The organism is Gemmatimonadaceae bacterium (assembly GCA_020852815.1).
GTDB lineage: Bacteria > Gemmatimonadota > Gemmatimonadetes > Gemmatimonadales > Gemmatimonadaceae > SCN-70-22.
In genome coordinates, this window is the sequence record JADZAN010000014.1 from 37971 (window position 1) to 62054 (window position 24084).

The following is a 24084-nucleotide window of genomic DNA, read 5'->3' on the forward strand; positions in this document are numbered from 1 at the left end:
GCTCTCGTCTGGCGGGACACCCGCTCGACGCACAAGCGTCGACCGAAGGCGCAATGCGGCCTCCGTCTCAATGACTGGAGACCCCACGTTGCTTCGGCCGGTCACTTCTTGATGTCAGATCCGAAAAACCCGCGTCCGGATACCCCCGGGACGCAGCCAACCAAGCTACCGGCACCAGAATACCGGGTCAAGGCAAAGTGTTGTCGCTGAACGACACACCTAGCCCGCCCCGATTCTCCTGTCACCGGCAGCTCAGCTTTCCCTCGGTTATCCAACATCGCGCCGCTGGTGCCCCCCGTCGCCCCGCTTCCGGGTGCAGGGACTCCAACGAGCAAAGACCAGCACCACAGGGCATCCAACACTCTCGCACCCCGCGATACCGCCCTCCTCCAGCAAAACGCGGCGCGAATCTACACGCTCTCGCCACCATATCGCCAGAGGAAATCCGGACAACCGCACGACGGGTAATGACGGACACCCCGACCCCACCGTCACAGCCACGCCCCACTTCGTCATGCTCCCCTCCCCCACCATCTTGTCCCCATGTCCGACCCGCGCCTCTACTCCCGCTCCTCCGAGGTCCCCGCCCCCGCGCGTAACCTCGCCGCCGAGCTCAACCCGGAGCAGGGAGCAGCCGCAACGTTCGGCACCGGACCCCTCCTCATCATCGCCGGCGCCGGCACCGGAAAGACCCGCACCCTCGTCTACCGCGTCGCCCATCTTATAGATCAGGGCACGCCACCCGAACGCATCCTCCTCCTCACCTTCACCCGGCGCGCCGCCCAGGAGATGCTCCAGCGCGCCGAACGGCTCGTGGGAAGCGCCTCGCGCCACGTGGCCGGTGGCACCTTCCACGGCACCGGCCATCGCCTGCTCCGCCGCTTTGGTGCCGCCGCCGGCATCCCCGCCGACTTCACCATCATGGACCAGGGGGACGCCGAAGACCTCATGCAGCTGTCGCGCGCCCAACTGGGCTTCGGCGAGAAGAAAAAGCGCTTTCCCAAGAAGGAGACGCTGCACTACCTCTACTCGCGTCACGTCAACACGGAGATCGCGCTCGACCACCTGCTGCGCGACGAGTATCCCCCGTTTGTCGACTATCGCGAGGACATCGCACGCATCTTCGCCGACTACACCGAGCGAAAGGCGGCGCGCAACCTGGTCGACTACGACGACCTCCTCCTCTTCTGGCAGGCGATGCTGGAGAGCGCACCAGCGCTCGCCGATCGCATCGCCGGGCTCTACGACCACATCCTCGTCGACGAATACCAGGACACCAACCTCCTGCAGGCGCGCGTCCTCAAGGGGATGTGCCGCGCGCACCGCAACATCACCGTCGTCGGCGACGACGCGCAGAGCATCTATTCGTTCCGCGGTGCCTCCTTCCGCAACATCCTCGACTTCCCGCGCGAGTTTCCCGGGACGACGATGATCACCCTCGAACAGAACTACCGTTCGACGCAACCGATCCTCGACGTCACCAACACGCTCATTGCGCGTGCCGAGGAGCGCTTCACGAAGAACCTGTGGACGAAGCGCGAAGGCGGGGAGCGCCCGTGGCTCGTGTCGGTGCAGGACGAGGCGCAGCAGACGCGCTTCGTGGTGGAGCGCGTCCTCGAGCTGCACGAGGAAGGGATCGCGTTGCGCGAGATGTCGGTGCTGTTCCGCGCCGGCTACATGTCGGCCGACCTCGAGATCGAGCTCACCAACCGCAAGATCCCGTTCGAGAAGTGGGGAGGACTCAAGTTCCTCGAGGCGGCACACGTGAAGGACGTGCTCGCCTTCCTGCGCATCCTGGAGAACCCGCGCGACGAGGTGAGCTGGTACCGCCTCCTGTTGCTCCTGCCGGGAATCGGCGACGCGACGGCGCGGCAGGCGATTGCCTCGATGGCGGCGCACGCGTGGGACCCGCGCGCCTTCCAGCGGTGGTCGCCGCCGCCGCGCGCGCGCGCGGCGCACGTCACGTTAGGCGTCCTGCTGGAACAACTCGCCGGCCACGACGCCGAGGGACAGGTGGGGCACGACCTGGCGCGCGTGCGCCTGGTGTACGACGACATCCTGCGCGAGCGCTACGACCGCGTGGAGCCACGGCTGGCCGATCTCGACCAGCTGCAAGTGATTGCGGGTGGCTATCCCTCGCGCGGCGCCTTCCTCGCCGCGCTGGCGCTCGAGCCGCCGCAGGCCACGCAGGACCTGGCGGGTGGGACGACCGACGAGGACGACGCGCTCATCCTCAGCACGGTGCACAGCGCGAAGGGAAAGGAATGGGACGCGGTCTTCCTCATCTGGGCGGTGGACGGCTTCTTCCCCATGGCGCGGTCGATGAACGACGCGGACGAGCTGGAAGAAGAGCGCCGCCTGATGTACGTCGCCCTGACGCGGGCGCGGAACCACCTGGCCGTCACCTACCCGCTCAACTCCTACGGCTCGCGCCGCGGCGCCGACTACTCGATCGACCAGATGTCGCGCTTCCTCGATCGCGGCGTGCGCGAGCAGATGGAGAAGGTGGTGCCGCGCTGGGACGATGCGCCGCCGCCTGATGCGCCGCCGGCGCCGGGAACGATCGATGTGCGGGCGTTGATGCGGGCGAGGTTCAAGTAGGGGTTCGGGGGGGCGAGCGGGCGGGAGGGCGGGAGGGCGGGAGGGCGGGAGCGAGCGTATCGGCGGCTGCTGCGTGCGTTTAGGGTAAGGGCGCGTGCTCGGCGAGCCAGGACCGGAGCTGCTCGAAGGGGTCTCCCTTCCCGCCGCGCGTCAGCTGCCTGACGAGTGCCACGGTCTCCTTCACCGAACCGCCGGCACGTGCGTGGACGGCGTCGAAGAGCCAGAGGTCGGCGGCGTAGACGCGGCGGGCGAGGAGGGAGGCGTTGTCGAGCGGGAGGCGCGCGAGCCGCGACGTGTCGATGGTCGTCAGCCGGGGGGCAAGGTCGCGGGTCAGGACGCGGCGCATTCGCGCGAAGACGGAGTCGCGCGCGGCAACCCTGGCGGTGGAGTCGCCTGCATGCGCGGTGTAGGCGGAATCGACGGCGGCGAGCGTGGCGCCCCAGAACGAGCCCAGCAGCTTCTCGTCGCGCCACTCGGCCTCGAGGCGGCGTACCGCCGCCCCCTGCCCACGCGCACGGAAGAACTCCATCGCCCCGCGTGCCCCCACGAACGATGCGAACGACTCGTTGAAGGTGACCTTGCCCTTCACGAACAGCGTGTTGTGCGTGAGTTCGTGGATCACGGTGTTGGCCAGGTCGAGCGTGTCCAGGCGCAACGTGGTCGAGAGGAGCGGATCGTTGAACCAGCCTAACGTGGAGAAGGCCGAGGCGGGGCGCAGCCAGGTGTCGAACCCGCGCCGGCGCATGGACTCGGCGGTGCGCTCGGCTTCGGCGAAGTCGAAGAACCCCTTGTACGGGAAGCGCCCCACCACCGGGAACCACCAGGTGTAGGGGGCCAGCGTGTCGCGGCGCGCCGCCGACAGGACGAGGACGAGGGTGTCGCGTTCCAGCGCCGAGTACGTCGTGAACGACTCGCCGCCGGCGAGGGCGAGCGAGCGCTGGGCGAAGGCCCGCGCATCCACCACCAGCTGCAACCGGCGTTGCAGCTCACGGGAGGCCGGGCTCGCGGGGACCGCGGTACCTACTGCCGCCCCCCCTTCGCCCCCCCCCGCCGCCGCGGCACCCTCGGCAAGGATCGCGGCAATCGGCCGGCGCCGGGCGAGGATCTTCCCCTCCTCCCACGCCGCGCGCGCCACGTAGCGACCAAGCGGCGTCGCCACGACGAGCAGGACCGCCAGCGCCAGCACGCCCCCCGCGATGCGCCTGACGAGTCGCCACCAACGGCGCCCGGACGTGACCGCGGCGCCCCGCGCTCCCGGCGAACTCACGACCACGTGGCAAACGCGGGCCAGGGCGCGCGGGCGCCCGACTCGAGGCTGCGCGGCTGGTCAGTCATGAGAGCGCCAGGGTGGCGAGGCGAGGCGGGATAACACGCATAAGCAGAATGCTGTCAAGGAGATAGCCGGTTCCCGGCGCCGTCGCCCCGGTTTGGCGCCGGCCGTCGTGACCACTAAGTTACGTCGCAATGTCCTTCGTCCATCTGCACTGCCATTCCGAATTCTCGCTCCTCGACGGTGCCAACCGCATCGAGGACCTGATCAAGCGTGCGCAGGAGTTCGAACAGCCGGCGCTGGCCATCACCGATCACGGCAACCTGCACGCCGCCTGGGAGTTCCAGGAGAAGGCGAAGAAGGCCAAGGTCAAGCCGATCATCGGGATGGAGGCGTACGTGGCGCCGGGCGATCGCCGCCTCAAGGCGCGTCCGGCCCCGGGCCTGAAGCCGTACTACCACCTCGTCCTGCTGGCCCGCGACATCGTAGGCTACCGGAACCTGGTGAAGCTCTCCTCGCTGGCCTACACCGAGGGATTCTACACGCGCCCGCGCATGGACCGGGAGCTGCTGGCCCGGTACAGCGAGGGGATCATCGTCTCCTCGGCGTGCATGGCGGGGGAAATCGCCGTCCACCTCGAGAAGAACGACTGGGCGGGCGCCCGCGCCGCGGCCGCCTGGTACGCCGAGACGTTCAAGGACCGCTACTACCTCGAGGTCCAGGCGCACGACTCCGGCGGACAGGCGACGCTCAACGAGCAGGTGTTGCAGCTGGCGAAGGAGGTCGGGCTTCCGGTCATCGCCACCAACGACGCGCACTTCCTCAAGGCCAGCGACCACGACGCGCACGACATCCTGCTCTGCATCGGCCTCGGGAAGGACCGGGACGACAAGGACCGGATGAAGTACGACGAGGGGCTCTACTTCAAGAGCGCCCCGGAGATGGCGCAGCGCTTCCCCGACCACCCGGAAGTGCTCACGAACACGCTGGCCATCGCCGAGCAGTGTGACGTGGTCTTCTCGAAGAAGTACCACGTGCCGTCGTTCCCGCTCCCCGCCACGGTACGGAGCGAGGACGACCTGCTCGTGCAGCTGGCGACCGAGGGGGCACGGGCGCGCTACGGCGAGGCGCTTCCCGCGCACGTGCAGGAACGGCTCGACTACGAACTTGGCGTCATCACCAAGACGGGGTACTCGGGCTACTTCCTCATCACCTACGACTTCATCAAGGCGGCGCGCGATCGCGGGATCCCGGTGGGGCCGGGGCGCGGCTCGGCGGCCGGCTCGATTGTCGCCTACGCGCTCCGCATCACCGACGTCTGTCCCCTCAGGTACGACCTCCTGTTCGAGCGCTTCCTGAACCCGGAGCGCGTCTCGATGCCCGATATCGACGTCGACTTCTGCTTCGAGCGTCGCGGCGAGGTGATCGAGTACGTGCGCGAGAAGTACGGCAAGGACGCGGTAGGGCAGATCGTGACGTTTGGGACGATGAAGTCACGCGCCGCGGTGAAGGACGTGGGGCGCGTGCTGGGCTTCACGCCGGCCGAGACCGACGCGCTGGCCAAGCTCATCCCCAACCAGCCCAACTTCTCGCTCACCGTCGGCGAGGCGATCGAGAAGGTCCCCGAGGTGCGGAAGTTCTACGAGACCGACGAGCGCTACACGACGTTGCTGGACTACGCCGTTGCTCTCGAAGGTTTGTCTCGCCACACCGGGGTGCACGCGGCCGGCGTGGTGATCGCACCCGGCCCGCTGGACGACTACGTCCCCATCTGCACGCAGAGTTCGAAGGGAGCGGGCGCGGGGAGCGAGGAGACGGTCATCGTCACGCAGTACGACATGACGTGCCTCGAGAAGGCGGGGATGCTCAAGATGGACTTCCTCGGCCTGACGACACTGACCGTCATTCACGATGCGCTGCAAAACATCGCGGCGCGCGGGAAGGCCGTCCCCAACCTCGACGAGATCCCCGACAACGACCCCGAGACGTACCGAATGCTGCGCATGGGGCGCACGGTCGGGGTGTTCCAGTTCGAGTCGCCGCTGGCCACCGACATGCTGCGCAGCATGCGGTGCGACCGCTTCGACGACCTCGTCGCCTCCAACGCGCTGATGCGCCCCGGCCCGCTCGACGCGGGGATGCACAAGGTCTACCAGCGGCGCAAGCGCGGCGAGGAACCGGTCGTCTACGCACTCCCCGAGCTGGAGCCGATCCTCGAACCCACCTACGGCGTCATCACCTACCAGGAACAGGTGATGCGCATCGCGCAGGTGCTGGCCGGCATCTCGCTGGCCGAAGCCGACGTGCTGCGCAAGGCGGTGGGGAAGAAGGACGCGGAGCTGATCAAGATCGAGCTCGGCAAGTTCGTCGAGAAGTCGCTCGAGCGCGGGTACGACAAGCGCACCATCGAGGACCTCGCCGCACAGATCGAGACGTTCGGGCGCTACGGCTTCAACAAGTCGCACTCCGTTGCCTACTCGGTGGTCTCGTATCACACCGCCTGGCTCAAGTGCCACTTCCCCGCCGAGTTCATGGCGGCGGTGCTGTCGTCGTCGATTGGCGACACCGACAGCGTGGTGAAGTTCATCAACGAGGCGCGCGAGCTGGGGATCGAGGTGCTGGCTCCCGATGTCAACGAGTCGGGGTACAAGTTCACCGTCGTTGGCGACAAGCGCATCCGCTTTGGCCTGGGGGCGATCCGCAACGTGGGGAAGACGGCGATCGACTCGATCCTCGGCGCGCGCACGGATGGCCCCTTTGCGTCGATCTTCGACCTGTGCGAGCGCATCGACCTGCGGATGTGCAACAAGCGCGTCTTCGAGGCGCTCATCCACTCGGGGGCGCTCGATTCGTTAGGCGGCCACCGCGGGCAGTACCTCGCCATCCTCGATGCCGCGCTGCAGGAGGCGTCGCTCAAGCAGGCGGAGAAGGCAACCGGGCAGGGGTCGCTGTTCGGGGAGCTGTTGGGAGCGACGGGGGACGGGGGACGGGAGACGGGGGGGCACCAGCTCACGTTGCCCAACGTGGCGCCACTGTCCGAGTCGGAGCGACTCACCCAGGAGAAGGGGATCCTCGGCTTCTATATCTCCGGGCATCCGCTGGAGCCATACCGGGCCGAATGCGAACTGTTCACCTCGGCCAGCGTTTCGCAGCTTGGGGTGTGGCAGGAAGGGGGCATGACGCTGGGCGTGGTCGTGACCGCGGTGAAGCGGCAAGTTTCCAAGAAGTCGGGAGCCGAGTTCGCCCGGTTGACAGTGGAGGATTTTTCGGGATCTTCGGAGCTTCTGGTATTTCCGGAAGCCTGGGCCGCACTGTCGGATCGCGTGAAGACCGACATCCCTCTGTTGGTGAAAGGGGGGTATTCCAAGCGGGATCAGGGGGCCGACAACCCGACGTTCATCGTGGAGTCGGTCCAACGCTTCGAGGAGTTGCGCGTGGCGGGGCAGGTCGGGGTGGAACTGGATCTGGGGGATGGGAGACGGGAGACGGGGGACGGGAGTTCATTGTCGCCGGATCTCATGAAGGACGTCCGAATCGTGGCTGAATCCCATCCAGGCTCGGCACCGCTCGAAGTTCGATACACAGACGCCAGGGGAACGCCGTCGCGACTGCGATCGCGCTCCATCAGGATTGCCGCCAACAGTGCGGCACTCGGCGAACTGCGCGCCTTGCTTGGCCAGGACCGCGTGCGCCTCGTGCGCGTCGGAGGGCAATAAATGGCTGGCACACCGACCATGGAGTTCGAGCGCCCCATCTTCGAACTCGAGAAACAGATCGACGAACTGAAGCGGATGGCGGGCGACCAGCAGCTGAGCGTGGACGCCGACCTCAAGCCGCTGGAGCGCAAGCTCACCGACCTCCGGCAGGAGGTGTATCGCAACCTTTCCCCGCTGCAGCGGTTGCAGGTGGCGCGCTCGAGCAAGCGCCCGTTCACGCTCGACTACGTGCGGCTCTGCTTCACGGATTTTGTCGAGCTGCACGGCGACCGTGCCTTTCGCGAGGATGCGGCGATCGTGGGCGGGTGGGCCCGGCTCGACGGCGAGACCGTCATGATCATCGGGCATCAGCGCGGACGCGACACCAAGGAGAACCTGAAGCGCAACTTCGGGATGCCGCACCCCGAGGGGTATCGCAAGGCGCTGCGCCTCATGAAGCTCGCCGAGAAGTTCCACGTCCCGGTCTTCACCTTCATCGACACCCCGGGAGCGTGGGCCGGCCTTGGCGCCGAGGAGCGCGGACAGGCCGAGGCGATTGCACGCAACCTGTTCGAGATGAGCAACCTCGAGGTGCCGATCATCGCCACGGTGATTGGCGAGGGGGGCTCGGGCGGTGCGCTCGCGTTAGGCGTCGCCGACCGCGTCCTGATGCTGGAGAACGCCGTCTACTCGGTGATCACCGTCGAGGGGTGCGCGGCGATCCTCTGGAAGGACGGCAAGTCGCCGGTGATGCGTGAGAAGGCGGCGGGCGCGCTCAAGATCACCGCCCAGGACCTCCTGGAACTCGGCGTCATCGACGAAATCGTCCCCGAGCCGCTGGGCGGCGCGCACGCCAACCACGAGGTGGCGGCCGCGGCGCTGCAGGAATCGCTGATCAAGCATTACGAGGAGCTGCGCCGATTCAAGCCGGAGAAGCTGGTTCGCAAGCGGCGGGAGAAGTTCCTGAAGATGGGGAAGTTCTCTGAGTAGAAGACGAGAGGACGAGTAGCCTGCCCCAGCGAAGGCTGGGGACGGGAAGACGAGAGGGGCGTTCGCCTGTTATAGTTCAACTTATGTCCCGCCCTCTCGCCTTCTCGTCCTCTCGTCTTCTCGTCTTCTCGAGCCATGCCGTTGCTCGTTGAAGTCGCCTTCAAGGGAAACCGAAAGGAGTTCTTCCACTGGAACGGTGACGAACCGCTACCAGTGAAGGCGGCCGTCATTGTCGAGGCCGATCGCGGGGAAGACCTGGGCTTCATCTATGCCACGGGCGACGCGGCGGAGAAGCGCGTGGTCGCGGTGGCGCACAAGCCGACCGAGGAGGAGCCGGTTTCGCGCGAGGTGCGCCGCCTTGCCACCCCGGACGAGCTCAAGCGGGTGAGCGAGCTTCGCGAGCAGGACGAGGTCGCGCGGCGCAAGGCCATCGAGCGGGTCAAGGCCAACAGCCTGGTCATGAAGTTGACGGACGCCGAGTGGCGGTGGGACCGTCGCAAGCTCACGATCTACTTCACCGCCGACAAACGCGTCGACTTCCGCAACCTGGTGCGCGAACTGGCGGCGATGTTCCGCACGCGCATCGAGCTGAAGCAGATCGGGGTGCGCGACGAGGCCAAGCGGCTGGGCGGGATCGGGCGGTGCGGGCGTGAGTACTGTTCGGCGTCGTGGCTTCCGGAGCTGCGTCCCGTCAACCTCGGCGTGGCCAAGGACCAGCGGCTCTCGCTCAACCCGACGCAGATTTCCGGCGCATGCGGGAGGCTCATGTGCTGCCTGCGCTACGAGCACGACTTCTACGTGCAGCAGCGCAAGCGGTTTCCCAAAGAGGGAAAGATCATCGAGACCTCGAAGGGCGAGGAGAAGGTGATCTCGAACGACATCTTCCGGGAGCGGGTGACGCTGCGTGCACCTGACGGCGAGCTGCGGATCGTGCCGCTGGCCGAGCTGCGGCGCGAGTGGAAGAACCCGCCGGCGGGGACGCAGGGGCTGGACGAGGAGGCGACGCCCTTCCCGTACGATTCCGTCCCCGAGGAAGTGCTGCGGCTGCAGGACACGAGCGAGATGCCGGCGTGGCGCCCGGGGGCCGATCGTGCGCCGCCGCGCGGTCTCCCCGTCTTCCCGGGCGAGGGGGCGGCGGGAGACACGTCGCGTCCGGAGGCGGGCAGTTCTCGTCAGGAGCGAGGTGATCGCCCACGGCGCGAGCGTGGCGAGCGTGGCGAGCGTGGCGAGCGTGGCGAGCGAACGGCGAGGGGAGAGCCGCAGGCGCGAGCGAACCGCGAGGCGCGAACGCCGAATCCGCGCGTGGTTCCGCCGCCGGAGTCGGGGAGCGACGAGGGAGCGGAGGGCGACGCGCCGGACGACGAGGCGACTCCGCCAGATGCAACGCCCGGTGACCAGCCCGACGCGCGCGGTGGCGACGATCGCCGCATGCGGCGCCGGCGCGGGCGGCGCGGCGGGCGGCGCTCACGCGGCGGCGGGCGCGACACCACTTCGGATCCAGGACCAGGAGAAGGCGCGTGAGCCGATTCTACATCACGACGGCCATCGACTACGCCAACGGCGACCCGCACCTGGGGCACGCCTTCGAGAAGATCGGCACCGACGTCATTGCCCGGTACATGCGCCTGGCGGGAAGGGACGTCCACTTCCTCACGGGGATGGACGAGCACGGACAGAAGGTGGCGCAGACCGCCGCCGACCGTGGCGTCACCCCGCAGGCGTTCGTTGACGGGATCGCCGCGCGCTTCCAGGCCATGTGGGCGCGCCTCGCCATCTCGTACGACCAGTTCATCCGCACCACCGACCCGGCGCACAAGGCCGGCGTGCGCGCGCTCATCGAGCGCATCCGCGAGGTCTCCCCCGACGACTACTACGAGAAATCGTACGAAGGGTGGTACTGCGTGGGGTGCGAGCTGTTCAAGCGCGAGGCCGAGATCGTGGACGGGAAGTGCATCGTGCACCCCACCCGTGAGCTGCAATGGACGCAGGAGCGGAACTGGTTCTTCCGCCTGTCGCGGTACGAGGAGTTCCTGAAGGGGCTGTTCGCCGAGCGTCCGGACTTCCTGCAGCCCGAGTCGCGGCGCAACGAGATCCTCTCGCTCATCGACCAGGGGCTGGAGGACATCTCGATCACGCGATCGCGCCTGTCGTGGGCCATCCCCTTCCCCATCCCCACCTCCGACGGCGTCCCGCAGGGGACCTGGGTCTGGTTCGACGCCCTCCCCAACTACCTCACCGCGACGGGCTACCCGGGTGCGGGGTGGACGGAGCGCTGGCCCGCCGACTACCACGTGATCGGAAAAGACATCACCCGCCTGCACGCGGTGGTTTGGCCGGCGATGTTGCAGGCGGCGGGACTCCCGCTGCCGCGCCACGTATGGGCACACGGCTTCGTGAACCTGGGAGGCGAGCGCTTTTCCAAGTCGGCCGGCGTCAAGCTCGAACTCGCCGAGGCGATCGATCGCTTTGGCCCAGACGCCTTCCGCTACTTCCTCATGCGCGAGGTCCCGTTCGACGCCGACGGCAACTTCTCGTGGGAACGGTTCGAGGAGCGCTACAACGCCGATCTCGCCAACGCCTGGGGAAACCTCGCCTCGCGCACGATCTCGATGATCGAGAAGTACTGCGACGGCGTGGTCCCGAGCGCCCCGCCCACCACACTGGACGAGGGAGACGCCGCCGACATCGCCAACTACCACGCCGCGATGGACGGGTCCAACGGATTCCTCCTGCACGACGGCCTCAAGGCGGTCTGGCAGTCGGTGGCGCGCGGCAACGAGTTCGTCGACCGGCAGGCGCCGTGGAAGCTGGCCAAGGACCCCGCGCAACGAGCCGAGCTGGAGGCGACGATGGGCGCGCTGGCGCGGCATCTGGCGCGCCACTGCGTCCTCCTGCACCCGTTCATGCCCGGCAAGACGTTGGAGCTGTGGCGGGCCCTTGGCGCCCCGGGAACGCCCGACGAACAGCGCCTGGCCGCCCTCCCCGCGATGGACGCCACCGGCTGGAAGGTGACCAAGCCCGCCCCGCTCTTCCCCAAGGAAGCGCCCGCCAGGTAGCGCTCGTCAGGAGCTGTCGCAGGGCACGGCTCGCTTGGCGGTGCGCGGCGAATTGTCGCGTCCGCCAAGCGCGATCCGTTGGCGATGTAGGTCATGCCCGGCGCGTGACCGCCACACTTGCCCGCTCCCCCGAGGCGCTGTAACTCACGATCACCGCGTGAAGCGAGGGGGCCGCCCCCCTCTGGGAACCAGCGCTCGCTGGCGTCCCCGCTTCGCTTCCCCCATCCGCCCACCAATGCGTCGCTGGACCATCCTCTTCATCCCGCACGATACCGAAGAACCGCGGAGCTTCGCGGTCTCGGATCGTGCGCTGCGATGGATGGCAGGGGGAGCGGCGGCGCTGATCCTCACCGGGGCGGTGGGGCTTGGCGCCATTGCCTGGTGGGCGTCGAGCCAGCGGCTGCAACGCGCCGAGGCGCGGCTTGCCGCCGAAAGCGACGTGCTGGGCCGGACGGCGGCGGAGATGGACTCGCTGCGCGCCACCGTGAGCGCGCTCAATGGCGCGCTGGACACGATTCGTCATGCCGACGCACGCCTGAGCGCCGCGGCCGGCGTGGCGGTGCCCGACTCGGCGACATTGCAGACGCAGGCCGAGCTGCGCGGAAGCCGCGCCGCGGCCGACTCGCTCCTGCGCCGCGCCGCGTTTGTCGCGCAGCGCATCGGGGCCATGGCCGACTCGGCCAGCGCGCGCCGGCCTAACGAGGACCGCCGCCTCCCCCTCCCGTCGAGTTCCCCCCGCTCCTCCCCCCAATAAGGGCAAACGCGCCGCCCACCGCGGCGACGGCGGCCACCGACAATCCCGCGACCACCCACGACTTCCGGCGGTTGAGCGAACGTCGCTCGATCGACGAGACATAGGTCGCCGGCACGCGCACGTCCTCGCCGTTCCACGTGGTCGTGTACCCCACGCGGTTGATCACGCTGCTCACGCGCACGTGCACCACGGAGTCGCCCGGTGTCACCATCTGCCCGTCGAGCGCGGTCACCTGCGGCCCGATGAGTGCCGCCAGTTCCACCGAGCCGCGATCGGTCAGCGTCAGCCGCACCGGCCGCCCGACCGGGGCATTCGCCATCGTGATGGCGTGATACTCGTAGCACGCCAGCTGCAACACCATGGCCGACGCCAGGACCAGCCCGCGGATTCGCTGCATGAGATGAATAGGGGAGCGATGTGGAGTCCCGAAGCCAAACCCGGAAGGGGACGCCGCGCGAGCGACGCCCCCTTCGTGTCGGGCATGTGGCGTGGCGGCCGGTGATACCACCGCCACGCTCGTGATGTTGCCTGTGATGTTGCCTGTGATGTTGCCTGTGGTGTTGCCTGTGGTGTTGCCTTACTGCCTTACTGCCCCTTGCAGGCCGAGCCGTCGGTCGATGTCGTCGTGCGCGGGTCGTTGGTATTCCGCCGCGGCTGCTGCGACGGCGACGGGATGTTCGGGTTGGAGTTCCGCTCGCTGGCGCCGTAGAGGAAGCGCGCCGGGATCGTCGTCCCCGTGACGGGCGTCAGGTTCGGATAGCAGGTGCGCTTGTAGTCGTTCCACACCTCGACGTTCTGGAAGAGCGAGACGTACTTCTCCTCCATGATGGCGGTGAGCAGTGCGCTCCCGCTCACGCTGAGCGCGGGGAGACCCACGGTGGCGCGGAAGGCGTTCAGCGTCTGCAACGCCGCCGCGGTGGCGCCCGTCCTGTACTGCGCTTCGGCGCGAATGAGCTGGTTCTCGGCGAACGTCACGATCGGCTGCCGGAAGTCCGGCGCGCCGCGCACGTCGCTGAGCCAGGCAAAGGTGCCGTCGTCCTCCTCACCGGGATTGGCGCCGATGATCACGTCGCCAGCTGCAGGGCCCGCCGAGAAGTAGTCGGTAAGCCGCGGGTCGTTGCGCGACTTCATGAGGTTGACCAGGAGCGAACTCGCGCCGATGTCGGTGCCTCGCTGGATGCGGAACTGGAACCATTGGTTCTGCTCGCCGGTGGTTCCGCTCTGGTAGGTGGTGAAGTCGTTGGCTGCGGACGAGATGCCGCTGGCCGTCTCGGTGAGCGCCTTGGCATACGCGCTGTTGTCGCCCTCCGCGGTGTGCAGGTAGAGGCGCGCCTTGAGCGTGCGCGCCACCTGCAGCCACGGCGCCTTGGCTCCCCCGAACACCAGGTCGGCCGCGCCCGGGCCCGTGCCGCCGGCATTGAGGTTGGTGATGGCGTTGTCGAGGAGCGTCTGCAGCTTGGCGTAGACATCGCCCTGCTTGTCGAGCGACGGCGTGCTCGAGGTGCCTAACGCATCGGAGTAGGGAATGTCGCCCCACATGTCGGCCAGTTGCCCGACGATGAGCGCTTCCCATACCTGCGCGATCCCGAGGTACAGCTTGTCACCCTTGACCTGGTCCTGGACCTTGCGCAGGTCCACGAGGCCACCGCCGTTGTAGTAGCTGTCCCACTGGAAGTCGTTTTCGGTGATCGAGTACTTGTCGTAGCCGGCCCACTGGCGGCCCGTGCCGGCCATCTGCTGCGTGAACAGCGCGATGACGCGATTGTTGTCACCGGTCATGTTCGCGGTCGAGAAGCTCTGGAAGCCAACGAAGAGCTGGTCGGCGGCGGCCTGCGAGGGCACGTTCGGGTTCTGGTCGATGCCCGGACCCGAGAAGTAGGAGTCGCAGGCACCGAGCACGCCGAGTGTGCCGACGACCGTGAGCGCCGTGATTGTGCGTCTCATCATGTGGTCAGTCCTCGTGCGCATTAGCGGTTGAGCCCCACGCTGATCACCACGGAGCGATTCTGCGGGGAGTTGAAGTAGTCCTGGCCACGCCCGATGCCGAGCGAACCGAGGAGGTTGGTTTCCGGATCGATCCCCTTGTAGTCGGTCCAGAGCGCGAGGTTGCGCCCGGCGATGCGGAGGTCGGCCGAACTGAAGCCGGCGAGGCGGTGGATCCAGCCACCGGTCACGTTGTAGCTGACGCCGATTTCGCGGAGCTTGACGTAGCCGCCGTCCTCGACGCCCTGCCCGGTGGGGCCGTTGAAGTTGTTGCCGAGCCCGGCGCGCCACCAATTCTCGCCGACCGGAACCGCCTTGTTGGCCCCCGGTCCAACGATGCCTGGCGACTTCTCGATGTCCTTGCCGAACACCATGTCATTGCCGGTGCAGACCAGGTCGCCCGAGACCTGCTTGCAGTCCGCGCGCGGGGCGGTGTAGGCCGAGGTGCCAAAGCGCTGCAGCGCGAGGCGCGTGCCGTTCCAGTTCACCCCACCCTGCTTGATGTCGAGCAGGCCGTTCACGGTGACCTTCTTCCAGAACGTGAAGCTCGAGCGAAGGCCGAGCTGGTAGTCGGGGTTCGGGTTGCCCAACACGCGATTGGCGTCGTCCTGGACCGGGAAGCCGTCAGCCGCAACGTACAGCGACTTGTCCGGCGCCTTGGCCGTGCGGCAGAGCGCATTGATGTCCACGCCGCCCACGATGTTCTCGGCGTCGGCGATGTCGTAGCGGCAGCGCGCCCAGTCGGTGCCGTAGAAGGCGCCCACGGGCTGCCCCTTCACCACCGTCGACACGCCGAAGCCGCCGACGATCCCCACGTAGGTCGCCCCGTTGAGCTCCGTGACCTTGTTCTGGTTGCGGGCAAAGGAGGCGCCGAACTCACCGCTCACGTTCTTCATCTCGAAGGCGCGCCAGTTGAGCTGCACTTCCCATCCCTTGTTGGAGATCGCCCCGCCGTTCGACAGCGCCGAGCTGTAGCCGGTAGACGCCGGCGTGGGGAGCGAGAAGATGACGTCGGTGGTCTTGGCGTCGTAGTACGTGACCGTCCCGTCGATCTTCGAGTTCCAGATGCCGAAATCGAAGCCGGCCTCCAACTCCGCGGTGCGCTCCGGCTTGAGCGTCGGGGCGCCGCGCGTGGTCGACGAGGTGAGGCCGCCGATGCCGGCCTGCGTCGGGTTGGTCGAGCCGCCGCCGTAGGCAAACGACGCGGGTGATCCCGTGTAGCTGTCGAGGATCTGGTAGGCGAAGGGTTCGCGCCCCACGGTCCCATACGCGGTGCGCGCCTTGAGGTAGTTGATGAACCCGGAGCCACCGGAGTTCGCGCCGCCGACGAGATTCCAGGCGAGCGAGGCCTTCGGGTAGTAGTTGGTGCGGTCCTTCTTGGGGAAGGTCGACGACTGGTCGGCGCGGAGGGCGACCGTCAGGAAGACCTTGTTCCACAGGTCGGCCTGTCCCTGCACGAAGTAGCCGGCAATGCGTGTCTTGGACTCGAAGTTCTGCGGCTGCAGGTTGCTCGAGACCATGTTGTTGAGCGTGAAGAGCGACGGGTCGATGAACGTCGTTCCCTTCACCTGCACCTGGTTGATGTCGCGCGCATTGAGGTTCTGCCCGACCGTGAGCGACGTATTGAAGTTGGAGTTCCAGGCCTTCGTCGCCGTCGCGATCAGGTTGTGGTCGAGTTCGAGGTAGTTGTACGTCCCCTGCCAGAGCTGCCCGGTGAGCGCGTCACCCGACGACTGCGGGGGGAGTCCCTCGAGGCGCTCGTCCGAGTTGTAGTCGGCGCCTAACGTGTACTTGACCTGGAGCCACGGCAGCGGCTCGTAGTCGACCTGCATGTTGCCGAAGGCGCGCCCCACCTGCGACGTGTTCCGGTCCTCGTTCATTACCCAGAACGGGTTGTCGTACACGCGGTCGTCGGTGGCGTTGGCGGGGTCGGGGTATCGATACGAGCGGTGCAACCCGTCGACCTTGTACGGGAAGTTGTTGAAGTCGGGTGGCGTGCGGGCCAGGCCCAGGAGGAGTCCGTTGAGGTTGTTCCCCTTCTGCACCAGCGCCATGCGGACGTCGCTGTAGGCGAAGTTGCCGCCGATGCGCAGCTTCTCGGTGAGCGACTGCGACGCCTTCAGGCGCAACGTGGAGCGATCGTACCAGGAGTTGGGCGAGTTGATCGTCCCCTGCTGGTCGAGTCGGCCGGCGGAGAGGAAGAACTGGCGACGGTCATCGCCCCCCGAGATCGAGAGCGCATTGTCGAAGACGTGCCCGGTCCGGAAGGCCTCGCCCCAGTGATCGTAGACCGGCGTGGACGACGAGAGCTTCGGCCCCCAGGTGGACGAGGTGGGATAGCACCCCGCCTCCGCACACACCCCAAACGATGCGTCGCCGAACTGCCCACGCCCGTACTGCATCTGCAGCGGGAGGTCGCGGTTGACCTCGTCGAACGAGTAGTTGCTGCGGAGGCTGTAGCGGGTGGCGCCGGCACGACCGCTCTTGGTGGTGATGAGGATGACGCCGTTGGCCGCGCGTGCACCATAGATGGCGGCGGCCGCCGCCCCCTTCAGCACCTCGATCGACTCGATGTCGTTGGGGTTGATGTCGGAGGCGCGGTTCGAGTACGACGTCGAGGCGTCGGCGAACTCCGAGGTCGCGTTGGTCGAGTTGTCGATCGGCGAGCCGTCAACGACGAAGAGCGGCTGCCCATTCCCCTGGATCGTCTTGAGCCCGCGGATGATGATCGTCGAGCCGGCGCCCGGGTCGCCCGCCTGCGCGGTGATGTCGACCCCCGGCGCCTTGGCGGCCAGGGCGTTGACGATGTTGACCTCGTTCGAGCGCATCACCTCGCTCCCTTTCACCGAGTTCACCGTGTTGCCGAGCTTCTCGCTCGTGGTGGTCGTCCCGGCGCCCGTCACGACGACCTCGCCCAGGCGCAGCGGGTTGGATTCGAGGGTGAAGTCCTGCGAGATACTCCCCGCGCGTAGGGTGATCGTGGCCAGGGCCTGCTTGTAGCCGATGGCGCGGACGGCGATGGTGGCGGCCTGGTTGGTGACGCGCGCCGCGGGAACCGTGAGCGTATACCGGCCATCCGAGCCGGTCTGGGTCCCCACACCGAGCGCGCCGATGAAGACACTCGCGTTGGCAATCGGGTTCTGCGCCTCTCCTGTCACTCGCCCGGTGATCGTCGCGCCCTGCTGCGCGCTGGCAACGGTTGGAGTGATGGGGAGGAGTACTGCCAACGCCGCTGCAAACAGACGTTGCGTTTGAGACATGAGGGGGCCTCCTTCCTGGGAAAGCCGTCACGCGGACGGCAGCGAACCACACCGTTACTTTGCCTGCTGCGCGGCACTGACGCGCGCCTCCGACGCGCGCCTCCCGCGCGCCACGGAGAAGAGGGAGCGTTGACGCCACGACCAGGCACAGCGAGCCAGCTGCACGCGCGCCACGCCAGGGTCAGGGAAACAGAAGGCGCAACAGTACGCCTTACCGGGGTTAGGTGTCAACGAAACGTTGCCGGGACGCGTAGACGCATCTTCACTCGATCTTTGTACGCGCGCCAAACAGGAGAGGGGCGCCCCCACCGGGAGCGCCCCTCTCGTCTGTCCGCTCGTGTGCCTGGCGCGCCACGCCAGGCTCGTGCTTCGCTACTTGGTCAGGTCGATCCTGGGCGCCTCGCGCGCCGCCGAGTTCGTCACCTCGAAGTACTCCTTGGGCTTGGCCCCGATGACCTTCGCCGTCACCACCTGCGGGAAGGTCCTGATGTAGCGGTTGTATTGCTCCACCGCGCCGTTGAGGTCGGTGCGGGCGACGGCGATGCGGTTCTCCGTCCCGGTGAGTTCATCCTGCAGGCGAAGGAAGGCCTGGTCGGACTTGATCTGCGGATACGCCTCGACCTGGATCATCAGTCCCTTCATGGCGCCGGTGAGCTGCTCATTGGCCTCGGCCATCTGGCGCGGGTCGCCCTTCTGCACCGCGTCGACCAGCCCCGAGCGCGCGCGCGCCACCTGCGTGAAGACCTCCAGTTCCTGCTTGGCCTGCCCGCGCACCACCTCGACGAGGTTGGGGACGAGGTCGGCGCGGCGTTGCAGCTGGACCTCGATTTGCTGCTTGGCCGCGTTTGCCCGCTCGTCGTACGACTGGATCGTGTTGTAGCCACACGCCGTGAGGACGAGAGGAAGCACCGCAACGAGTCGTCGAGCGCGCATCATGGACTCCTTTTGTAATAGAAGACGAGAAGACAAGAAGACGAGAAGACGAGAGGCCTGCCCCAGCGAAGGCTGGGGACGAGAGGACGAGTGTGGTCAGGCGGGGTAGCCGCCGTCGGCACCGAGGGTCTGCGAGAACGCGTCGAGGTAGCCCACGAGCGACTCGGCGAAGGTGAGATACTGCTCCACCAGCGGCGCAACATCGCGCGGGGTGATGGGGTCATGGCCGCGGTTGTGGCGCACGATGCGCTTGAGGGCGCCCGCGTCGCGCCCGCTCTGCGCGGTGAAGCGGTCGCACACGGCCTCCGAGTCGGTGGGCGGCTCGGCCCCCGTGAGCCGCAACGCGGCGCGCAGCAGGACGAGCATCGCGCTCACGCTCACCTCGAGCAGCTCGAGCAGCGCCTTCTGGTCTCCCGAGGCCTCCATCACCGCATGACGCAGGCGCAACAGCTTGCTCATTGCCTCGTGCTCGAGCTGCAGCCGAAGGTCGGCACGCTCCACCGACACGCCCGTCAGCGGGAGCGTCCCCGCCAGCACCTTGTGGTGCGCCAGGATGTCGGCGTACTCGATGGGGAAGATGTCGGCGCTGCCCAACCACTCGGCGCGCGTCATCGTCAAGGGCGGCGGATTCCCCGCCTCACGCCAGGCACGGGCCGTCGCCCCCTCACGACGCAGCGTCTCCATCGTGATGCGCTGCACCACGACGAGCACGTTGAGGTCGGAGCGCCGGCCGATCGACTCGCCGCGTGCCGCCGAACCGTACAGCGCCACGCCGACGAGATCGTCGCCATAGGCGCCTTGCAACTGTGACACCAGGGTCTCGAGAGTCATCTTTGCTATGTTGGTCCGCCTCACCAGCTCCCGCTGGAGCCGCCACCACTGAAACCGCCGCCTCCACCAAACCCGCCAAAGCCGCCGCCACCGCCGCCACCGCCCCAACTTCCGCCCCCAAACCCGCCGCCCCCCCAATGCGAGTGCCGGCGCCCACGCGACCCGGACAGCGCGTCGGCCACCAGCAGCGCCTGCAGGCACCCACCGCGCCCCCCGCCAGATGCACGCGCCATCGCGCTGAACACGATCAGCAGCACCACCAGTACCACCAGCAAGGCCAGCGGCGAGATCGAGTCGCCGCTCCCCCCCACCCGCTGCACCGTCTGCGGCACGAGCGCCGTATCGAGCTGGAAGCCGAACTCGCGCGCATAGCGCTGCGCCACTTGAAGCGTGATCAGCTCCAGCGCCGACGAATAGTCACGCTGCTGCAGATACGGGATCGCCGCACGACGGATGTCACCCGCCGTGGCATCGGTGATGAATCCCTCCGCCCCCTGCCCTGTCTGGATCGAGATGTAGCCCCGAGCGTCCGAGCTGGTCTCCTTCGGGACCACGAGGATCACCACGCCGGCATTGCGCGACCGTTCACCGATCGTCGCGGCGGCGCCCACCTTCCACTCGCGCCCGATGCGTAGCGCCACATCCCCCACATCGCGACCGGCGATGTCGGGGAGGGTGACCACGACGATCTCTCCCCCCGACTTGACCTTCACATCGAAGATGATGCGATTGATGCGCGCCACGGCGTCGGCCGACAGTGTCCTGGCGGCATCCACCACCATGTCGGCCTGCGTCTGGCTGAACCCTCGGGGAGGAGGCGGGAGGACGACGTCCTGCACAGCCACCACCAGCGACATCGCGAGTGCAAGGAGCCCCATCACGGGCGAGCGTTCTCCTGTACAGCGTGACGCCCGGCGCGTATCGCGTGCGCTCGACGGAGCGCGCACGTGCCGGGCGAAAAGACGGACGCTGCGGGTATGCTAGCCTTACGCAGGGGGCCCGGGTAGGGATTCACCCCTCCCCCTTCGCGGCGGGGACGCCTGCCGGGTGGGGGGCTCCCGCGAGATGCGCTACTTTACCGGGTCGGCGTGCCGTCACCCAACCGCGCGCTCCAGTTCCCGCACTCCAGCACATCACACATGTCGCGTCCCCTCTCCACCGCCGCGCTCGCAGCGCTCCTGGTCGCCGCGCCCTCCCTGGCGTCGCTCGCCGGCTGCAGCGCCAAGCCCGGCGCCGCCGCCGACAGCTCGTCAGCTGCAAAGACCGCCCCGGGCGCCACCGGCGCGACCACCCCCGCGCCGGCTTCCGCCGACCCGCGCGTCACCCGCGCCGACCAGGCCCGCATCCTCGGCGACAGCACCGCCAAGCTCTGGATCGTCGTCGTCAGCGACTTCCAGTGCCCCTTCTGCGGACAGTGGGAGCGCGAAACATCGGCGCAGGTCATCGACGAGTTCGTGAAGACGGGAAAGGCACGCCTCGCCTTCATCAACTTCCCGTTGCAGCAGCACCCCAACGCGCTCCCGGCCGCCGAGGCGGCCATGTGCGCCGGCGCGCAGGGGAAGTTCTGGGAGATGCACGACCGGATCTTCGAGAAGCAGGCAACCTGGAGCCCCCTCCCCGACGCCACCGCCTTCTTCGAGACCGAGGCGGGGACCTTGTCGCTCGATGCAGCGGCGTACAAGGCCTGCATCGGCGAGCACGCGATGCGCGCGATGATCGCCGCCGACGCCGAGCGGGCCCGCAGCGCCGGCGCCAACTCCACGCCGACCTTCTTCATCGGCAACCAGGTCCTGGCCGGCGCCGAGAAGATCGACACATTCCGCAAGGCATTCGCCCAGGCGGAGGCGGCGATTCCCAGGTAAAGGCGACGAGGTGAACCCACTCCTCGGCTGGGCCTACGGCGCGGCGGGCACCTTCGCATCGCTGGCCGCGCGCGTTGCGCCTGCCGGAGAGGGTAAGCTCGCCCGCTCGCTCGTCGCGCGGCGCGGTATCCTCGACCGCTACCGCAGTTGGGGGCGCAGCGGACGCGACGTGTCACGCCCCCTGCTCTGGATGCACGCCCCAAGCGTCGGCGAGGGGCTGCAGGCGCGAGAGATCCTCGAGCGCATGCGCGCGCGCCATCCGGAGGTGCAACTCGCCTACACCTTCTTCAGCCCCAGCGCGGCGCCGTTTGCCGCACGGCTCGACGTCGACTTCGCCGACTACCTGCCGTTCGACACGCTCGCCGCCGCGCGCGCCACACTCGACGCGCTGCGCCCATCGGCGCTCGTCTACGCAAAGCTCGACGTCTGGCCCACCCTCACGCGCGAGGCGCGGCAACGGGGGGTCCCGCTGGGGATGGTAAGCGCGACCGTCGCGCCCGGCTCCTCGCGCACCGGCACGCTGGCGCGGGCGCTCCTCCACGACGCCTACCGCGCGCTCGACCGCGTTGGCGCCGTGGCTTCCGACGACGGCGCGCGACTCGAGGCGTTAGGCGTGCGCGGCGACGCGCTCGAGATCACGGGCGACACGCGCTACGACCAGGTCGCGCGACGCGCGCGCTCGGTCGATCGCGCGTCGCCACTCCTCACACCGCTCTCCGCATCGCCGCGCGAGGCGCCGCGCGACGAGCAACGCGCAGCGTCGCCATCGAGTCTCCGACCCACTCTCGTCGCCGGGAGCACGTGGCCGGCGGACGAGTCTGTCCTCCTCCCCGGATGGGAGCGCGTGCGTGCGCGCGTTGCGGGGGCGAGGCTCATCATTGCTCCGCACGAGCCCACCGAGGGGCATCTCGCCCCCATCGAGGCGTGGGGGCGCCGAACGCACATCGCCGTCGTTCGCCTCGGCGCCGCCGGACAGGAGACGGCGGAGGTGGTCCTCGTCGATCGCGTTGGCGTGCTGGGTGAGCTGTACGCCCTGGCCGACGCCGCCTTTGTTGGCGGTGGCTTCCACGACGCCGGGTTGCATTCGGTCCTCGAGCCCGCGGCCTTCGGCGCGCCGGTCGCGTTTGGCCCGCGCTTCGCCAACGCGCGCGATGCCGTGCTCCTGGCGGAGTGCGGCGGCGGCGCGCCGGTGTCGAACGTCGATGACGCCGAGCAATTGTTCGTGCGCTGGTTAGGCACCAGCGCCGAGCGGCGTGAAGCGGGGAGGCGCGCGCGCGCCCTCGTGGACTCCGGGGTGGGCGCCGCCGACCGTTCGCTCGCGATGGTCGAACGGCTCCTGTCCGCGGCGCGGTGAGCCCCGCGCGCCGCCGCCGCGCCGCCTAACGCTTGAGGCCGGGCGGCGTCCAGACGAGGGAGAGCCCGATTCCGTCGTCACCGAATCGATCGGAGCCGCCGAAGAACGCCGAGCCGCGGATCGCCAGCGCGCGTGTCAGCTCGAAGTTGGCGCCGACGTCGAAGTTGATCCCCACCTGCGATTCCTCGCTCTTGCAGCCGCCGCAGAAGTCGAGCGAGACGCGCGGATGCACGTACGGCGTCAGCGCGAGCCCGCCTTCCAGCGGGAACCGGTGGCCGATCGAGACGCCGACCGGGACGCGCAACGTCGTCTTGTTGCCGAAGGCGAGCCCTGCCCCTGCCGTGAGGAGGAAGTCGAGCGGGACGTCCGGCGTCGACTTGGTCAGCTGGTAAGCGTACTGCCCGCCGATGAAGGCCACGTTGTCCACTCCCTTGGCCTCGGGGTCGGCGATCCCGAAGTCGAGCGAGAGCTGCGCGCGGCTCCCGAACCCTTCGCGCCACTGGAACAGGACGCTCGTCCCGGCGTCGCGCCCATCGGCGATGCCGAAGTTGAACTCGCGCGTTGCCGTGACCGGCGGCTGGAACGAGGGGTAGGCCCATGCCTGCGCCGAGAGCTGCGTGGGGGAGAGCACGATGAGGGCGGCCGCGACGGCGAGTGCGGCGGAACGGATCGCGCGCATGCGCGGGTGTGACGGGCAGGTCGTTCGATGCATGACGAGTCCTCGGGCACGGGCGGTAGGCGCCCGCATGGTGCGGAAGAACCCACGCAAGGCCACGGCTGTCGTTGGCCGGCACGACTCAGCGCCGAACGGCAGCACGCGGTCCGCGAGGGACGAGCGCCCTGTCATACGCCACAGGGGACCGGAAGATTCGTCAGGCACCACCACCAATGACAAGCGCCGGCGCGCATCATCGCGCGCACGCCGGCCGTGCTCCACACAGGCGCTGCTGCGCCCGTCTGCGTCAGCGCACGATCTGTCCGCGCAGCTCGCCCCCGGGAAACCGGCGCGTGTGCACGTTGAGGTATGCGGTCCCGGCGCGCATGCGAGACAGTAGCGAGTCCATCGAGAAGGCGCCGCTGAACGTCCCGCTACGCGTGAGAAAGCCGTGCCGGAACGCCCCGTCGATGCGGCCGGTCACGGGGCCGCCGAAGGTGAAGACCATGATTGGCCCGGCAGCGTTGGCGTCGCCGGCGTGGATGTGCGACGCGGTGATCGAGTCCCCCGAGACGTACATCAGGAACTCGACCGAGTCCTTGTTGAGCACCGTGATGACGGCGCTTCCCGAGGCGGTGGTGGTCACGGGATTCGGGCGCTCGGCGACGCCGGTCAGCGCCAGGACGTAGCGCTCGGGTTCGGGGGCGGTGGAGTTGTCGTCGTCGCACGCCGAAATCGCGGCGACGACCACGAGCGTCAGCGGGGCCAGTGTCAGGAGCTTACGGGAGAGGGGCATGCGGGCCTCGGCGTGGCTGATGGATGTGCGCGAAACTGCAATCC

General features: G+C 68.2%; 17 protein-coding genes. 8 read left to right on the forward strand and 9 right to left on the reverse strand.

Annotated features, from left to right (window positions below; all coding sequences use genetic code 11):
• Positions 1-543: 543 nt before the first annotated feature.
• The gene (locus IT359_07625; protein ID MCC6928844.1) at positions 544-2601 is read left to right on the forward strand and encodes an ATP-dependent helicase; all 2058 of its coding nucleotides are present in this window, start codon (positions 544-546) and stop codon (positions 2599-2601) included.
• A gap of 79 nt (positions 2602-2680) precedes the next feature.
• Here IT359_07625 and IT359_07630 read toward each other — a convergent pair whose 3' ends face one another.
• Positions 2681-3868 carry an aminopeptidase gene (locus IT359_07630; protein ID MCC6928845.1) on the reverse strand — a complete coding sequence of 396 codons (1188 nt, stop codon included), beginning with the start codon at positions 3866-3868 and terminating at the stop codon, positions 2681-2683.
• Positions 3869-4065: 197 nt separating this feature from the next.
• Here IT359_07630 and dnaE point away from each other — a divergent pair, with 197 nt between their 5' ends.
• From dnaE to IT359_07655, 5 genes are all read left to right on the forward strand, one after another.
• The gene (gene dnaE, locus IT359_07635) at positions 4066-7587 is read left to right on the forward strand and encodes a DNA polymerase III subunit alpha (GenBank protein MCC6928846.1); all 3522 of its coding nucleotides are present in this window, start codon (positions 4066-4068) and stop codon (positions 7585-7587) included.
• On the forward strand, positions 7588-8556 hold the full coding sequence (locus IT359_07640) for an acetyl-CoA carboxylase carboxyltransferase subunit alpha (protein ID MCC6928847.1): 969 nt from the start codon (positions 7588-7590) through the stop codon (positions 8554-8556).
• A gap of 135 nt (positions 8557-8691) precedes the next feature.
• Positions 8692-10077, forward strand: a complete 1386-nt coding sequence (locus IT359_07645; GenBank protein MCC6928848.1) for a hypothetical protein — start codon at positions 8692-8694, stop codon at positions 10075-10077.
• Positions 10074-11612 carry a methionine--tRNA ligase gene (locus tag IT359_07650; GenBank protein MCC6928849.1) on the forward strand — a complete coding sequence of 513 codons (1539 nt, stop codon included), beginning with the start codon at positions 10074-10076 and terminating at the stop codon, positions 11610-11612. The genes IT359_07645 and IT359_07650 overlap by 4 nt, the downstream gene beginning before the upstream one ends.
• Positions 11613-11847: 235 nt before the next feature.
• A complete protein-coding gene (locus IT359_07655) occupies positions 11848-12366 on the forward strand; it encodes a hypothetical protein (protein ID MCC6928850.1) in 519 nt (172 codons plus the stop codon).
• On the opposite strand, the gene IT359_07660 is transcribed toward IT359_07655, so the two are convergent.
• The 6 genes from IT359_07660 to IT359_07685 form a co-directional block, all read right to left on the reverse strand.
• The gene (locus IT359_07660) at positions 12308-12763 is read right to left on the reverse strand and encodes a hypothetical protein (GenBank protein ID MCC6928851.1); all 456 of its coding nucleotides are present in this window, start codon (positions 12761-12763) and stop codon (positions 12308-12310) included. The genes IT359_07655 and IT359_07660 overlap by 59 nt on opposite strands.
• A 188-nt stretch (positions 12764-12951) precedes the next feature.
• Positions 12952-14313, reverse strand: a complete 1362-nt coding sequence (locus tag IT359_07665) for a SusD/RagB family nutrient-binding outer membrane lipoprotein (GenBank protein ID MCC6928852.1) — start codon at positions 14311-14313, stop codon at positions 12952-12954.
• A gap of 20 nt (positions 14314-14333) precedes the next feature.
• Positions 14334-17609 carry a SusC/RagA family TonB-linked outer membrane protein gene (locus IT359_07670; GenBank protein ID MCC6928853.1) on the reverse strand — a complete coding sequence of 1092 codons (3276 nt, stop codon included), beginning with the start codon at positions 17607-17609 and terminating at the stop codon, positions 14334-14336.
• 372 nt (positions 17610-17981) lie between these two features.
• Positions 17982-18545: a LemA family protein gene (locus tag IT359_07675; GenBank protein MCC6928854.1), complete on the reverse strand. Its 564-nt coding sequence runs from the start codon at positions 18543-18545 to the stop codon at positions 17982-17984.
• A gap of 93 nt (positions 18546-18638) precedes the next feature.
• A complete protein-coding gene (locus IT359_07680; protein ID MCC6928855.1) occupies positions 18639-19373 on the reverse strand; it encodes a nucleotidyltransferase domain-containing protein in 735 nt (244 codons plus the stop codon).
• A gap of 20 nt (positions 19374-19393) precedes the next feature.
• Complete coding sequence (locus tag IT359_07685; GenBank protein ID MCC6928856.1) at positions 19394-20254, reverse strand: TPM domain-containing protein; 861 nt, start codon at positions 20252-20254, stop codon at positions 19394-19396.
• 258 nt (positions 20255-20512) lie between these two features.
• On the opposite strand from IT359_07685, the gene IT359_07690 reads away from it, so the two are divergent.
• Both IT359_07690 and IT359_07695 read left to right on the forward strand, forming a co-directional pair.
• Positions 20513-21235: a thioredoxin domain-containing protein gene (locus IT359_07690; protein MCC6928857.1), complete on the forward strand. Its 723-nt coding sequence runs from the start codon at positions 20513-20515 to the stop codon at positions 21233-21235.
• Positions 21236-21245: 10 nt separating this feature from the next.
• On the forward strand, positions 21246-22589 hold the full coding sequence (locus IT359_07695; protein ID MCC6928858.1) for a hypothetical protein: 1344 nt from the start codon (positions 21246-21248) through the stop codon (positions 22587-22589).
• Positions 22590-22614: 25 nt separating this feature from the next.
• On the opposite strand, the gene IT359_07700 is transcribed toward IT359_07695, so the two are convergent.
• Entirely contained in the window at positions 22615-23301 is a 687-nt protein-coding gene (locus IT359_07700) for a hypothetical protein (protein MCC6928859.1), read from the reverse strand.
• 250 nt (positions 23302-23551) lie between these two features.
• Complete coding sequence (locus tag IT359_07705; protein ID MCC6928860.1) at positions 23552-24040, reverse strand: CHRD domain-containing protein; 489 nt, start codon at positions 24038-24040, stop codon at positions 23552-23554.
• Between the last annotated feature and the right edge of the window lie 44 nt (positions 24041-24084).

What these genes read in the sequence shown, in the direction of transcription:
- IT359_07660 (MCC6928851.1), bottom strand. Translation starts at nt 12,763, where the DNA reads ATGCAGCGAATCCGCGGGCTGGTCCTGGCGTCGGCCATGGTGTTGCAG.
- IT359_07670 (MCC6928853.1), bottom strand. Translation starts at nt 17,609, where the DNA reads ATGTCTCAAACGCAACGTCTGTTTGCAGCGGCGTTGGCAGTACTCCTC.
- IT359_07705 (MCC6928860.1), bottom strand. Translation starts at nt 24,040, where the DNA reads ATGCCCCTCTCCCGTAAGCTCCTGACACTGGCCCCGCTGACGCTCGTG.
- IT359_07690 (MCC6928857.1), top strand. Translation starts at nt 20,513, where the DNA reads ATGTCGCGTCCCCTCTCCACCGCCGCGCTCGCAGCGCTCCTGGTCGCC.
- dnaE (MCC6928846.1), top strand. Translation starts at nt 4,066, where the DNA reads ATGTCCTTCGTCCATCTGCACTGCCATTCCGAATTCTCGCTCCTCGAC.
- IT359_07700 (MCC6928859.1), bottom strand. Translation starts at nt 23,301, where the DNA reads ATGCATCGAACGACCTGCCCGTCACACCCGCGCATGCGCGCGATCCGT.
- IT359_07655 (MCC6928850.1), top strand. Translation starts at nt 11,848, where the DNA reads ATGCGTCGCTGGACCATCCTCTTCATCCCGCACGATACCGAAGAACCG.
- IT359_07665 (MCC6928852.1), bottom strand. Translation starts at nt 14,313, where the DNA reads ATGATGAGACGCACAATCACGGCGCTCACGGTCGTCGGCACACTCGGC.
- IT359_07625 (MCC6928844.1), top strand. Translation starts at nt 544, where the DNA reads ATGTCCGACCCGCGCCTCTACTCCCGCTCCTCCGAGGTCCCCGCCCCC.
- IT359_07675 (MCC6928854.1), bottom strand. Translation starts at nt 18,545, where the DNA reads ATGATGCGCGCTCGACGACTCGTTGCGGTGCTTCCTCTCGTCCTCACG.
- IT359_07680 (MCC6928855.1), bottom strand. Translation starts at nt 19,373, where the DNA reads ATGACTCTCGAGACCCTGGTGTCACAGTTGCAAGGCGCCTATGGCGAC.
- IT359_07640 (MCC6928847.1), top strand. Translation starts at nt 7,588, where the DNA reads ATGGCTGGCACACCGACCATGGAGTTCGAGCGCCCCATCTTCGAACTC.
- IT359_07645 (MCC6928848.1), top strand. Translation starts at nt 8,692, where the DNA reads ATGCCGTTGCTCGTTGAAGTCGCCTTCAAGGGAAACCGAAAGGAGTTC.